At 46.7% G+C, this 14,662-nt stretch carries 9 protein-coding genes; 7 read left to right on the top strand and 2 right to left on the bottom strand.

What is annotated here, in order from left to right:
• Positions 1-72 precede the first annotated feature (72 nt).
• The 3 genes from rtp (at position 73) to proB (ending at position 2,618) form a co-directional block, all read left to right on the top strand.
• Entirely contained in the window at positions 73-441 is a 369-nt protein-coding gene (rtp, locus tag J6600_RS09520) for a replication termination protein (RefSeq protein WP_003153833.1), read from the top strand.
• 185 nt (positions 442-626) lie between these two features.
• A complete protein-coding gene (gene proC / locus J6600_RS09515) occupies positions 627-1,475 on the top strand; it encodes a pyrroline-5-carboxylate reductase (protein ID WP_021494173.1) in 849 nt (282 codons plus the stop codon).
• Between the two features lie 24 nt (positions 1,476-1,499).
• Positions 1,500-2,618 carry a glutamate 5-kinase gene (gene proB / locus J6600_RS09510; protein WP_017417943.1) on the top strand — a complete coding sequence of 373 codons (1,119 nt, stop codon included), beginning with the start codon at positions 1,500-1,502 and terminating at the stop codon, positions 2,616-2,618.
• A 60-nt stretch (positions 2,619-2,678) separates the two neighbouring features.
• Here proB and gltC read toward each other — a convergent pair whose 3' ends face one another.
• Entirely contained in the window at positions 2,679-3,581 is a 903-nt protein-coding gene (gene gltC, locus J6600_RS09505; protein WP_014418086.1) for a glutamate biosynthesis transcriptional regulator GltC, read from the bottom strand.
• 145 nt (positions 3,582-3,726) lie between these two features.
• Here gltC and gltB point away from each other — a divergent pair, with 145 nt between their 5' ends.
• Both gltB and gltD read left to right on the top strand, forming a co-directional pair.
• Positions 3,727-8,286, top strand: coding sequence for a glutamate synthase large subunit (gene gltB, locus J6600_RS09500; RefSeq protein ID WP_209387324.1), 4,560 nt, complete (start codon positions 3,727-3,729; stop codon positions 8,284-8,286).
• A 16-nt stretch (positions 8,287-8,302) separates the two neighbouring features.
• On the top strand, positions 8,303-9,784 hold the full coding sequence (gene gltD, locus J6600_RS09495; RefSeq protein ID WP_044802245.1) for a glutamate synthase small subunit: 1,482 nt from the start codon (positions 8,303-8,305) through the stop codon (positions 9,782-9,784).
• A gap of 307 nt (positions 9,785-10,091) precedes the next feature.
• Here the strand turns inward: gltD and J6600_RS09490 are convergent, their stop codons facing one another.
• Complete coding sequence (locus J6600_RS09490) at positions 10,092-11,072, bottom strand: zinc-binding dehydrogenase (RefSeq protein ID WP_209388340.1); 981 nt, start codon at positions 11,070-11,072, stop codon at positions 10,092-10,094.
• A 118-nt stretch (positions 11,073-11,190) separates the two neighbouring features.
• On the opposite strand from J6600_RS09490, the gene J6600_RS09485 reads away from it, so the two are divergent.
• Positions 11,191-12,057: a LysR family transcriptional regulator gene (locus J6600_RS09485; RefSeq protein ID WP_128496672.1), complete on the top strand. Its 867-nt coding sequence runs from the start codon at positions 11,191-11,193 to the stop codon at positions 12,055-12,057.
• 643 nt (positions 12,058-12,700) lie between these two features.
• Positions 12,701-14,635, top strand: a complete 1,935-nt coding sequence (gene thrS, locus J6600_RS09480; protein WP_209387323.1) for a threonine--tRNA ligase — start codon at positions 12,701-12,703, stop codon at positions 14,633-14,635.
• Positions 14,636-14,662 lie beyond the last annotated feature (27 nt).

Here is a 14,662-nt window from a genome sequence, read left to right as displayed (position 1 = left end):
AAAGGAAAAACGGGATATAAAGAGAATATTTAGTACATGGAATAATTTGTTAGAAGGAAGGGTGTGCACATATTGAAAGAAGAAAAAAGAAGTTCAACCGGTTTTTTAGTGAAACAAAGAGCTTTTTTAAAGCTTTACATGATTACAATGACAGAGCAGGAACGGCTTTACGGACTGAAGCTTCTCGAGGTGCTGCGTTCGGAATTTAAACCCATCGGTTTTAAGCCGAATCATACCGAGGTGTACCGTTCACTTCACGAACTTTTGGATGACGGGATTTTAAAGCAAGTGAAAGTGAAAAAAGAGGGAGCCAAACTCCAGGAAGTCGTTCTCTATCAATTTAAAGACTATGAAGCTGCGAAGCTTTACAAAAAACAGCTGAAGACAGAGCTTGACCGCTGCAAAAAGCTGATAGAAAAAGCCATTTCAGATAATTTTTAAATCCGGCCGGAACGCACCCGGCCTCCCGGGCTCAAAAGATTTGTAAGGTTTGTTTTGTGATTCATTATACATAATAACAGGCTCGGAACAATACACATCAATAAAACCTTCAAACTTGACATCGACTCCTGAAGTGGTAACATAAAAAACGTGTGAAAAATACGAACAAAATACGAACAAGGGAGATGTTACCGATCTTAGATCAAAAGAAAATTGCTTTTATCGGAGCAGGATCAATGGCTGAAGGAATGATATCAGGCATGGTCCGCGCAAAAAAAATTCCCAACCAAAACATCTGCGTGACAAACCGCCGCAATACAGAGCGACTCGCTGAATTGGAACATCAATACGGAATTCAAGGCATTGCTTTTGACAGCATGAAAACCGAAGACATTGATGTCTTTATTTTAGCCATGAAACCGAAGGATGCTGAAATCGCTCTTGCTACGCTGAAACGGCGTATTCAACCTCATCAAATCATCCTGTCTGTTCTGGCAGGCATAACAACCTCATTTATACAACAATCATTACATGACCGTCAGCCAGTTGTAAGAGTGATGCCGAACACATCCAGCATGATCGGCGAATCGGCAACAGCTGCGGCTTTCGGAGACCATGTCTCTTACGGTTCAGCAAAAACCGCGGTATCCCTTTTGGAATGCCTCGGGGAAGTATACGTGATCAAGGAAGATCAGATGGACATTTTCACCGGCATCGCAGGCAGCGGACCGGCGTACTTTTATTATTTAATGGAGTTTATTGAAAAAGCAGGTGAAGAAGCCGGCTTAGACAAACGGCTGTCCCGCAAAATCGGCGCGCAAACGTTATTGGGCGCAGCTAAAATGCTGATGGAAACGGGTGAAAAACCGGATGTGCTTCGGGAAAACATCACCTCTCCAAACGGCACGACGGAAGCCGGCCTCGATGCGCTCAGGTCAGAAGGCGGCGGAGAAGCCATTGCCAAAGCCATTAAACACGCGACCGAACGTTCTATTGAGATCAGCAAAACAATTGAAAAAACGGCAGCACTATAATCGTTAAAAAACAGGAGTGATACAGTGACGTCTCGGACGAAGATCAAAAGAGTCGCGGTGAAAATCGGCAGCAGCTCACTGACGAGCCTGCACGGGGAAATCAGCAGAAGAAAGCTGGAAGCATTGGTGGATCAAATCGCACAGCTGAAAGACAGCGGCTATGAAGTGATTTTAGTATCTTCCGGCGCAGTGGCGGCAGGTTATCGGAAGCTCGGATTTATTCAGAAACCGGAAAGCCTCCCTGAAAAACAGGCTTCCGCTTCCATCGGGCAGGGATTATTAATGGAGGCTTATTCAAAGCTGTTTTTAGCGCACGGTTATGTCGCATCACAAATATTAATTACAAGAAGCGATTTTTCCGATGAATGCCGCTACCATAATGTCCGCAATACGATGAACGTCCTTTTGGAACGGGGCATTATTCCGATTATTAATGAAAATGACACGGTCACAGTCAACCGGCTGAAATTCGGAGATAACGATACACTCGCAGCGAAGGTGGCAGGTTTAATTGATGCCGACATGCTTGTGATTTTATCAGACATTGACGGTTTATATGATGATAATCCGCGCAGCAACCCGAAGGCGAAAAGAATCAGACATGTAAGTGACATTACCCCGGAAATAGAAGCGAGCGCGGGAGATGCCGGGAGTGAGATGGGAACAGGCGGAATGCGTTCGAAACTGGATGCTTTTAAAATTGTGATGGCCTCGGGTATTAAAGGCTTTCTCGGGCAGGCTAACATTCCGGACATTCTGCTTCAAGCGGTAGATGAGGCTGCTGAAGGAACTTATTTTGAAGCGGAAGGAACCCTGCCGTTAAACCACAAAGAACAATGGCTTGCGTTTAATTCCGGTCCAGAAGGTGAAATTGTGATGGAAAAAGAAAGCAGCCGTGATGTCGCGAACGGAAATATGGAGCTGTCACCGCAGGACATCGAGCAGATTAAGGGCAGATTCAGCTGCGGAGCGGTTGTCAGGTTGCTTGATCAGCAGGGAGAAGAGCTCGGACTCGGCATCGTCAACTATTCCTCAGCCCAGCTGAAGACATTTAAAGAAACGCCGCATAAACAGGCCGATCAATCAGTCATTGATCCGGAAGCATTTGTCTGTCACGTTGAACTATCCATTCCGATCGGCTGAGAAAGATCTATAAAAATATGAAAAAGCCCGAGGCTTCGTTTTGAAGCTCGGGTTTGTTTTTTATTGATATTGTTCAAGTTTGGAGAAAAATTGAATGACAAAATGATAGAAATCATTTGCAGACGGAGCCAGTTCCCTTCCTTTTGGTTTAATAATGCCTACGGTGCGCTTCACTTGAGGAAATTCAATCGGAATTTTGACCGTGAACCGGGGTGTGGTTTCTGCAAAGGTGCTTTCAGGTAATAAAGTCACTCCCATCCCCGCGGAGACTAATCCTTTAATGGCATCTAAATCCTCGCCCTCCGTCGATACAAGCGGCGCAAAGCCGGCCTGTCTGCAAGCGTCAATCGCCATGTTTCGGAGAATAAACCCTTCAGGAAATAAAACGAATTGGTCGCCGCGCAGATCAATTAAATGAATATTTTTCTGTTTGGCAAGCGGATGATGCAGCGGAACAAGCGCGTAAATCTTTTCCGTGAATAAGATATGGCCTGTTATGTCGGGGAATTCCGTCGGAACGGGGCCGAGCAGCGCCGCATCTATATCCCTGTTTCTTACGGCTTCAATTAAAAACTTATAAGACCCCTGACGGAGCAAAAACTCAACGTTCGGGTATTCCTCTTTAAATGCCGAAATCACCGTCGGCAAAAGCTGGCTTGCAAGGCTCGTCGGAAATCCTATTTTGACGGTTCCGCGATTTGGATCAAGATATTCATCAATTTGTTCCTTCGCGTAATCAATTGCTTTCATCGCCGTTTTAACATGTTCTAAAAATTGCTTGCCGATCGGCGTTAATTTAATATTTCTGCCTTCCCGTTCAAATAAAGTGACTTTCAGCTCTTCTTCAAGATTTGCAATCTGCCTGCTGATGGCGGATTGTGCGACATGCAGATGATCAGCCGCTTCTGACACATGTTCCCGTTCTGCTACCTCCATAAAATACCGAAGCTGGCGTAATTCCATTGCGTTCACACCCATCTATCTCATTTTGAGATGTATTTGATCTAAATTATATATTGTTTATATTGTTTTGAAAACTTACAATTAATTTAAAGTTGTCAGATTTTATGACCGATAATTAACGGAAACTGATCGGGGGAGAGGAATTATGACTTACAATCAAATGCCGAAAGCACAAGGTCTCTACCGTCCGGAATTTGAGCACGATGCATGCGGAATCGGCTTGTATGCCCATTTAAAAGGGAAACCTTCACATGACATTGTCAAAAAAGGACTGAAGATGCTTTGCCAGCTGGATCACAGAGGAGGACAGGGCAGTGATCCGAATACGGGTGACGGCGCCGGCCTGATGGTTCAGATCCCTGATGCTTTTTTTAAGAAAGAGTGCGGAGAAATGAGACTGCCGGAAAAAGGCCGTTACGGGGTAGGAATGGTCTTTTTCTCGCAAAATGAAGAGGAAAGAAAAAAGATCGAAAAACAGGTGAATGCATTCATTGAGCAGGAAGGACAGATCGTTCTCGGCTGGAGAACCGTCCCTGTAAATGTCGGAAAAATCGGAACAGTGGCACAAAGCACTTGCCCGTATGTGCGTCAAGTATTCATCGGCGCCGCAAACGATTTGAAAGACAGCCTTGCTTTTGAACGCAAACTGTATGTCATCCGAAAGCAGGCGGAAAATTGGGGCGTTCAAGAACAGCTTGATTTTTACTTCGCAAGCTTGTCAAGCCAGACTATTGTTTATAAAGGATTGTTAACGCCTGAGCAGGTTGACGCTTTTTATTTGGATTTGCAGGATGAAACCTTCGTATCTGCATTTTCACTCGTGCATTCAAGATTCAGCACAAATACCTTTCCTACTTGGGAACGTGCCCATCCGAACCGCTATCTGATTCATAACGGAGAAATCAATACGCTCCGGGGCAACATCAATTGGATGAGAGCGAGGGAGCAGCAGTTCGTTTCAGAAAGCTTCGGAGACGATCTTCACAAAGTGCTGCCGATTTTAAATGCTGAGGGCAGTGACTCATCCATTCTTGATAATGCGTTTGAATTTTTCGTGATGGCGGGGCGGAAACCGGCACATACGGCAATGATGCTGATTCCGGAACCATGGACGGAAAACACTCACATGTCTAAAGCGAAACGGGCTTTTTATGAATATCACAGCTCTTTAATGGAGCCGTGGGACGGGCCGACCGCCATTTCGTTTACGGACGGAAAACAAATCGGTGCCATCCTTGACCGTAACGGTCTGCGTCCGGCACGTTATTATGTGACAAAAGATGACCATATTATTTTCTCATCTGAGGTCGGCGTTATTGAAGTAGAGCAGGAGAACATTCTTCATAAAAAACGTCTGGAGCCCGGAAAAATGCTGCTCATTGACTTAGAGGAAGGCCGGATTATTTCAGATGAAGAAGTAAAAACAGAAATCGCCAATGAATTCCCGTATCAAAAATGGCTTGAAGAAGAATTGGTTCAAGTGAATCCTGATCCGGAAATCCGGGAAGAGGAACAATTCGATGATCTTCTCGTCCGTCAAAAAGCGTTTGGCTATACGTATGAAGATATTCAGAAGTATTTAATTCCTGTTATTAAAGAAGGCAAGGACCCGCTCGGCTCTATGGGAAATGATTCGCCGCTCGCCGTTTTATCCGATCGCGCCCAATCACTGTTTCATTACTTTAAACAGCTGTTTGCCCAAGTCACAAACCCGCCGATTGACGCGATCCGCGAGCAGCTTGTGACCTCCACGGTGACATGGCTCGGAGCTGAAGGCGATCTGCTGCATCCGAGTGAAAGAAATGCACGCCGCATAAAATTGTATACTCCTGTATTATCAAACGAACAGTTTTATGCGCTGAAAACACTTGTGCACCCTGACATTAAGAGCCAGAACATCCGCGCGCTGTTTTCCGATGACCTGGAAAAAGGCCTGAAGGATTTGTTTCAGCAGGCGGAAAAAGCGATCAAGGAAGGCGTATCTCTGTTAATTTTATCTGACAGGGCAATGAGTAAGGAATTGACGCCGATTCCGCCGCTCTTGGCCGTCAGTGCGCTGCATCAGCATTTGATCCGCCAAGGCCTGCGAACAAAAGCAAGCATTATCGTTGAATCCGGGGAAGCGCGTGAAGTTCATCACTTTGCGGCTCTCATCGGGTATGGTGCCGATGCTGTCAACCCGTATTTGACTTACGCTACGTATAAGCAGGAAATCGATGAAGGCCGGCTTGATATTCCGTATGAAGAAGCTGTCAGCAAATACGGAAAGAGCGTAACAGAAGGCGTCGTGAAAGTGATGTCAAAAATGGGGATTTCAACTGTGCAAAGTTACAGGGGCGCCCAAATTTTTGAAGCGGTCGGCATCGGTGAAGACGTTATCGCCAAATACTTTACCGGTACTGCATCTCAGCTTGGCGGAATCGATATCGAAACGATTGCGCAAGAAGCGAAACAGCGCCATCAAGCTGCGTACAAGGATGATTACAGCCAAACTCTTGATCCGGGAAGTGAATTCCAATGGCGGAACGGGGGAGAGCACCACGCTTTCAATCCGAAAACCATCCATACCCTGCAATGGGCGTGCCGCAAGAATGATTACAGCCTGTTTAAGCAGTATTCTCATGCAGCGGATGAAGAACGAATCGGATTTTTACGCAATCTGTTCGCCTTCAAAGAAGACCGCAAGCCTTTAAAATTAGAGGAAGTTGAATCAGCTGCGTCCATCGTGAAACGTTTTAAAACAGGAGCGATGTCATTCGGTTCATTAAGCAAGGAAGCCCATGAGGCTTTAGCGATAGCGATGAACAGGCTTGGCGGAAAAAGCAACAGCGGAGAAGGCGGCGAGGACCCGAAACGTTTCGTTCCGGATGAAAATGGCGACGACAGAAGAAGTGCGATTAAACAGATCGCTTCCGGCCGTTTCGGCGTAAAGAGCCATTATCTCGTCAATGCGGATGAATTGCAGATCAAAATGGCGCAAGGGGCGAAGCCGGGAGAAGGCGGTCAGCTTCCGGGCAACAAGGTATATCCTTGGGTCGCGGATGTCCGCGGTTCTACACCAGGTGTAGGGCTGATCTCACCGCCTCCTCACCATGATATTTATTCAATTGAAGATTTGGCGCAGCTGATTCATGATTTGAAAAATGCAAATCGAAGCGCGCGTATCAGCGTCAAGCTCGTGTCAAAAGCCGGTGTCGGCACGATTGCGGCCGGTGTGGCAAAAGGCACTGCGGATGTCATCGTCATCAGCGGCTACGATGGCGGAACGGGCGCGTCGCCGAAAACAAGTATTAAACATACGGGTCTTCCGTGGGAGCTTGGTCTTGCAGAGGCTCACCAAACGCTGATGCTGAACGGTTTACGGGATCGCGTGGTATTGGAAACGGACGGTAAGCTGATGACAGGCCGAGATGTCGTAATGGCCGCCTTGCTCGGTGCGGAGGAATTCGGCTTTGCTACAGCGCCGCTTGTCGTTCTCGGCTGCGTTATGATGCGCGCCTGCCACTTAGATACATGTCCTGTAGGTGTCGCGACGCAAAACCCAGAGCTCCGCAAAAAATTCATGGGCGATCCTGACCATATCGTAAATTACATGCTGTTTGTCGCAGAAGAAGTGCGTGAATATATGGCGCAGTTAGGCTTTAAGACGCTTGATGAGATGATCGGACGGACAGACGTTCTTCATGTTAGTGAACGTGCGAAAGCGCATTGGAAAGCGGGCCAGCTTGATTTATCCACACTGCTGTACCAGCCTGAAGGCGTACGTACTTTCCGTACGGCGCAAAACCATAAAATCGACGAGTCGCTTGATATGACGGTTATTCTTCCGGCGGTTCAGGCTGCAATTGAAGCCGGTCAGGAAGCGGAAGCTGAAATCAAGATCAATAATACAAATCGCGTAGCCGGAACCGTGACGGGAAGTGAAATTTCTAAACGCTACGGAGCGGAAGGCCTGCCGGATGATACGATCAGACTTCATTTTACCGGATCAGCCGGACAGAGTTTCGGAGCATTTGTCCCTAAAGGGATGACGCTTCATTTGAACGGGGATTCAAATGACTACGTAGGCAAAGGGCTTTCAGGCGGAAAAATCATCGTGAAAGCGCCTGATGCCTTCAATTGTGAAACACACGATAACGTTATTATCGGGAACGTCGCATTTTACGGAGCAACAAGCGGGGAAGCGTACATTAACGGGCGCGCCGGTGAACGTTTTGCAGTCCGTAACAGCGGAGTCAATGTCGTTGTAGAAGGTATCGGAGACCACGGCTGTGAATACATGACAGGCGGCCGGGTTGTCGTCCTCGGCGAAGTCGGCAAAAACTTCGGGGCGGGAATGTCAGGCGGTATCGCATACGTCCTGAGTGATGATGCCAAAGCATTTAAACGCAAATGCAACATGGAAATGATTTCATTTGAAAAGCTGACGGATGAGGCTGAGATCAAAGAAGTGCAAGAAATGGTCAAACGGCACGCGGCGCTGACAAACAGCAAAAAAGCCGCAGATCTCCTGGACAATTGGGAAAAAGCCGCAGAAACCTTTATCAAAGTCATTCCGAAAAACTATAAACAAATGCTCCTCAGCATCGAAGAACAAAAAGCGGCGGGTTTATCAGAAGAAGACGCAATTATGTATGCTTTTGAAGCCAATACAAAGGTTCACCAAACGCCTGCCAAAGAACATAAACAAGCGGTAGTACAGTAAGAAAGGGGAGAGGAACATGGGGAAACCAACTGGATTCATGGAAGAAAAACGAGAAAAACCGGCTGAGCGGGACCCTCTCACTCGCTTAAAGGATTGGAAAGAGTATTCGGCTCCATTTTCAGATGAAGCGTCAAAGCGGCAGGGGGCGCGGTGTATGGATTGCGGCACACCGTTTTGCCAAATCGGCGCTGATATCAACGGTTTTACCTCCGGCTGCCCGATTTATAATCTGATACCGGAGTGGAATGACCTCGTCTATCGGGGGCGCTGGAAAGAAGCCTTGGAGCGTCTTCTGAAAACGAATAACTTTCCTGAATTCACAGGGCGGGTCTGTCCCGCTCCTTGTGAAGGATCTTGTACGCTGGCCATTTCAGATCCGGCTGTTTCAATTAAAAACATCGAGCGGACGATCATTGACAAAGGTTTTGAAAATGGATGGATACAGCCGAGAATTCCAGCGAAACGCACAGGTAAAAAAGTCGCTGTCGTCGGTTCAGGCCCGGCAGGTCTGGCAAGCGCTGATCAGCTGAACCAAGCCGGTCATTCCGTAACGGTCTATGAGCGTGCTGACAGAGCCGGCGGCCTGCTGATGTACGGCATTCCGAGCATGAAGCTTGAGAAAAATGTCGTCGAACGCCGTATTAAGCTTTTGACACAGGAAGGTATAGATTTTGTAACAAATACCGAAATCGGCGTTGACATAACGGCAGATGAGCTGAAAGAACAATTTGATGCCGTCATTTTGTGCACAGGCGCCCAAAAGCAGCGCAATCTGCTGATTGAAGGCCGGGAAGCAAAAGGCGTCCATTATGCGATGGACTATTTAACACTGGCGACGAAAAGCTATTTGGATTCCAACTTCAAAGACAAACAATATATAGACGCTAAAGGGAAAGACGTCATCGTAATCGGCGGAGGAGACACAGGAGCTGACTGCGTGGCAACCGCGCTGCGCCAAAAAGCGCGCAGCGTGCACCAGTTCGGGAAACATCCTAAACTTCCTCAGACGCGCACGAACGACAATATGTGGCCTGAACAGCCGCACGTCTTTACCCTTGAATACGCTTATGAAGAAGCGCAGGCAAAGTTCGGCAAAGACCCGAGAGAATATTCAATTCAGACGACAAAAATGGTGGCCGATAAGCAGGGCCGCTTACAAGAGATTCACACCATTCAAATGGAAAAAGTCAGAAACGAATTCGGAAAGTATGAATTTCATGAACTGCCCGGGACAGAAAAAGTATGGCCTGCTCAGCTGGTGTTCATCGCCATCGGTTTTGAAGGGACAGAACAGCCATTATTGAAACAGTTCGGTGTCGATACGGCAAATCATAAAATTCAGGCGGCATATGGGGATTATAAAACGAATGTTGACGGTGTTTTCGCCGCAGGGGATGCGAGAAGGGGCCAAAGCCTGATTGTATGGGCGATTAATGAAGGCCGGGAAGCAGCGCGCGAAGTCGACAGTTATTTAATGGGGAGCACTGTTTTACCGTAAATAAAGGGGTTTATTTATAAAACCGGCTGGGATCAGCCGGTTTTTCGTATTGAAATGAGTATATAAGGATAACGTGGAAAGGAAGATAACATATGGAATTTTGTTTATCAGAGTGGAGAGGTTGTTTTCTTCCGCAGACTGAGACGATTTGCAAGCCTTGAGCAGTCGATCACGGTGCTGCTGACGGGATCTGTGTGTCTGCAGTCGATTTGCGGGCAGATTTTAATTGATGAAGAAAAACATATTGAATTTCAAGCGGAAGCGCTTATAAACAAATAAGGGAACGGACGGGTCCGCTCCTCCTTTTTTAGACATCTATACGAAAGCCGATATTGCCGAACTGCCGTCCTTCTCGCATTCTGTTAAAAGCGGCAGCTGCTTCACTGAGAGGGTACATGCGGTCGATAATGGGACGGATGCCGCAGCGGTTTATCAATTCCAGCATATCCGCGAATTCCTCATTGCTTCCCATTGATGTACCGAGAATATGAATCTGCGGGAAAAACAGCGAGCGAATAGGAAATCCGAGCTGATCGCCTGAACTGGCGCCAAATGTTACGATCCGGCCATTCGGTTTCATAATGTCAAGATAGTGTTGAAACAAGGCGGGGCCTACACCGTCAAGTATGATATCTGCTTTTTCGCCATTCAGCGCCTCATTCCAGTCACCGTAGCTGTCAATCGCCCGGTCTGCACCGTATGACAGTGCGGTTTGTTTTTTGTTTTCGCTGCGGGAAGTGACGCTGACTGTCGCTCCGATAGCTTTTGCCATTAATAAGGCGTAAGTTGCCACGCCGCTTCCGATGCCCGGAAGGATAAGGTGTTCGCCTTTTTTTAATTGTCCTTTTGTAAATAAGGCGCGATAAGCGGTTAATGCTGATAACGGCAGCACGCCCGCTTCCTCCCAAGTCAGGTGTTCGGGTTTTAAAACGGCATTTTCCTCAGGAACGATGACATAAGGTGAAAATGTTCCGTCGCTCGGACCACCTAAAATATCAGGGACGGCTGGTACGTCCTCAACAGTCTTCCAATTCAGCACCGGGTTGATGATGACTTCTGCATGCAGTAAATGAGACCGGACGCCGTGTCCTATTTCGGTTACGATTCCCGCGCCGTCTGAACCGAGAGTAAATTCATGGTTTCCGGTTTTGTGTTTTTTCATTAAAAACAAATCGCGATGGTTTAATCCGGCTGTTTTCAGCTTTATTTTTACTTCGCCGTTTCCCGGCCGTTTGTCAGGTGCCTGCCTGAAATCAAAGCCATTTTCGTGTATGATAAGGGCATTCATCATTCTTCTCTCCTTTATGATTGATGAGAAAGATTTTACAGGCTGTATCAGCTGCAGTAAATAAATGAAAATTGATAGCCGGCTATCAATAAAAATCATAGCAAGAAGGTGTCCTTACATGGAAAGCGGAGACTTAAAGATTTTTCAGGCTGTCGCCCGCAAAGGAAGTATTTCAAAGGCGGCAGAAAGCCTGCATTATGTTCAATCAAATGTGACAAACCGGATTCAGCAGCTGGAACGGCAATTGCAAACACAGCTTTTTTACCGCACAAATCGGGGGATGACGCTGACGCCCGCAGGTGAAAACTTATTGAAAGACGCAGACAGAATCCTTCAATTGCTGCATGAGGCGCAAAAAACGGCGCAAGAGGCAGGCGATCCGAACGGCCCGCTTCGAATCGGTTCTCTTGAAACGGCGGCAGCCGTCCATCTCCCTCAATTTTTCACGGAGTATTGCAGCCGTTACCCGAAAGTACAGCTGTCTCTGTCAACCGGTGATACACATACCTTAGTGCAGCGCGTCTTACATTATGAGCTGGACGGCGCTTTTGTTTATGGACCGGTCGAATACGAAGATCTTGAGCAAGTCGCTGTATTTCAAGAAGAATTGGTCTTGGTTTCAAATAAGCGGGAAGGCAGTTTGCAAGACTTGTTGCGAGAGCCGATTCTTTATTTTGCCGCGGGCTGTTCGCACCGCCGTAAAATAAAGAACATACTGAAAGAAGTGGCAGTACCCGCACATAAAATCATTGAATTCGGTACGTTGGAAGCCATTATTGGGGCGGTGCAGGCGGGGATGGGAGTTTCCTTTCTGCCTGCATCAGCCGTCCGTTATTTTCAAAACAGGAAAAATCTTTTTCTTCATGAGCTCCCTGAACATTTTCGGGATATGAATATATCATTCATCTACCGGAGTGATTTATTTTTGACATCGGCGTTTGAAGAACTGCTGAATGGATTAAAAGCATTACCGAACGGAAGATGAGAAAACAGGACAGCTGTGTACGCCAATTTTTTTCGTTCTGGTTTTTCTTAAAAAAACTTTCTTTTTCGGAAAATTTATGTATAATAAAAGAAAGTTTTTCGGATAAAGTATCTGCAATGATAAGGACATGAGACATTTTAACCGGCCATACAGAGAGGGAAGGCACGGCTGAGACCTTCCCGGCACGAAGAATGAGCTTACCGCCTTTTGAGCTGTATTGGTGAACGAAATCAGCCGATACCGTATAGCCGCGTTACGGCAAAAATGAGCCGTCACTTGAAGTGGCGGGAATTTGGGTGGAACCGCGGGTCTGACACACACTCGTCCCTTTTTTTGGGATGAGTGTGTTTTTATGTTTATATAAGAAAAATGGCAATGATAAGGACATGAGACATTTTTACCGGCCATACAGAGAGGGGAGGCGCGGCTGAGACCTTCCCGGCACGAAGAATGAGCTTACCGCCTTTTGAGCTGTATCGGTGAACGAAATCAGCCGATACCGTATAGCCGCGTTACGGCAAAAATGAGCCGTCACTTAAAATGGCGGGAATTTGGGTGGAACCGCGGGTCTGACACACACTCGTCCCTTGCTTTGGGATGAGTGTGTTTTTTATTTTATTAAAAATAAAGGAGAGATCAGACCGTGAAGCAGCCACACATTGTGATTACTTTTCCTGATGGAAAACAAAAAAAATACCGGAAAGGCGTTACGTTAGAAGAGATCGCCCAATCAATCAGTCCGAGTCTGAAAAAGGCGTCTGCCGCCGGAAAGATAAACGGATCGTTATATGACCTTAGAAGAAGCATTCAGAAGGACGCGGCGATTGAACTGTGCAGTTTTCAGTCTGAAGCGGGACTGGAAGTGATGAGACACACAGCAGCACACGTATTGGCGCAAGCGGTAAAACGTCTGTATCCGAAGGTTTGTTTAGGGATCGGACCCGTTATTGAAAATGGCTTTTATTATGACTTTGATATGGATGAAACGATTACTGAAAAAGACCTGGCCGTCATTGAAAAAGAGATGAACCGAATCATTTCGGAAAATCCGGAAATTATCAGAGAAGAAATCCCCAGAGAAGAGGCAGAGCAGCTGTTTTCTCATGAACCGCTGAAGCTTGAGCTCTTAGCGGGTATTCCGCAGACTGATACAATCAGTATATACCGCCAGAGCGAATTCATTGATTTATGCCGGGGTCCGCACTTGGCGTCTGCCGGACAGATAAAAGCTTTTTCGCTCACTCATGTATCAGGGGCTTATTGGCGCGGCGACAGCAACCAAAAAATGCTCCAGCGCATCTATGGGAAAGCATTTTCCTCAGAAAAGGAGCTGAACAGACATTTTCAGCTGTTGAAAGAGGCGGAGATGAGAAATCATCGGAAATTGGGAGCGGAGTTACAACTTTTTATGTTTTCGGAAGAAGCGCCGGGTATGCCTTTTTATCTGCCGAACGGTCAGTTTATCCGAAACACGCTTGAATCATTTCTGCGTTCAAAGCAGGATGCCTATCATTATCAGGAAGTGCGCACCCCTATGATGATGAACCAGCGTCTTTGGGAGCAATCCGGCCACTGGGATCATTATAAAGAGAATATGTATTTCTCAGAAGCCGATCATCAGCGCTTCGCGTTAAAGCCGATGAACTGCCCCGGCCACATGCTCATATTTAAAGAAAAGCTTCGTTCTTATCGTGATCTTCCGATTCGGATGGCTGAGTTCGGTCAGGTGCACCGTCACGAATTCAGCGGGGCGCTTAATGGCCTGCTCCGCGTCAGATCTTTTTGCCAGGATGACGCACACATTTTTGTAACGCAGGATCAGATCGAGAGTGAGATCGCTTCGGCACTGCAGCTGATTCACGAGGTGTACACCGCATTTGGTTTTTCCTATGATATTGAGCTGTCAACAAGACCGGAAGATTACATGGGAAGCGAACGCTTGTGGGACAGGGCTGAGAGCGCATTAGAAAAAGTATTAAAAGAACAGGGATATCGTTTTCGGTTTAATCGGGGAGATGGCGCATTTTACGGACCGAAAATTGATATTCATATAAAAGATGCGCTGAACCGGAGCCATCAATGCGCCACTGTCCAACTGGATTTTCAAATGCCGGAGAAATTTGATTTAACATATATTGATGAAAAAAACCAAAAAGTCCGTCCTGTTGTCATCCACCGAGCGGTATTCGGATCTCTCGACAGATTTCTCGGAATCATTACAGAACATTTCGGGGGAGCGTTCCCTTTATGGCTTGCACCGGTACAGGCAAAAATCATCCCAGTATCAAACACCGCACACCGGGACTGCGCAGAACAGGTGCACCTGCAAATGAAGAAAGCGGGTATCCGGGCTGAGCTCGATCAGCGCGATGAAAAACTCGGCTATAAAATCAGAGAAGCACAAATGAAAAAAATACCGTATATTGCTGTTGTGGGAGATCGAGAGTGCCGCCATCAATCTGTACATGTACGGCAATACGGGCGGGAAAACACATTTGAAGAGAATGTGAGTGATTTTATGTCCCGGATCATAAGAGAGGCAAAACAAAAAATAGAGATTGAAGAAAAACAACATTGACATATCGTAAAATCACGATATAATAAA

It is taken from the genome of Bacillus sp. LJBV19 (assembly GCF_017797845.1).
GTDB classification, from domain to species: Bacteria; Bacillota; Bacilli; order Bacillales; family Bacillaceae; genus Bacillus; species Bacillus velezensis.
This window is presented reverse-complemented; position numbering and strand designations above follow the sequence as displayed.

Bases quoted from the DNA above. Each gene is read 5' to 3' on its own strand.
- proC (WP_021494173.1), top strand. From the start codon at position 627: ATGTTACCGATCTTAGATCAAAAGAAAATTGCTTTTATCGGAGCAGGA.
- gltC (WP_014418086.1), bottom strand. From the start codon at position 3,581: ATGGAATTACGCCAGCTTCGGTATTTTATGGAGGTAGCAGAACGGGAA.
- gltB (WP_209387324.1), top strand. From the start codon at position 3,727: ATGACTTACAATCAAATGCCGAAAGCACAAGGTCTCTACCGTCCGGAA.
- gltD (WP_044802245.1), top strand. From the start codon at position 8,303: ATGGGGAAACCAACTGGATTCATGGAAGAAAAACGAGAAAAACCGGCT.
- J6600_RS09490 (WP_209388340.1), bottom strand. From the start codon at position 11,072: ATGAATGCCCTTATCATACACGAAAATGGCTTTGATTTCAGGCAGGCA.
- J6600_RS09485 (WP_128496672.1), top strand. From the start codon at position 11,191: ATGGAAAGCGGAGACTTAAAGATTTTTCAGGCTGTCGCCCGCAAAGGA.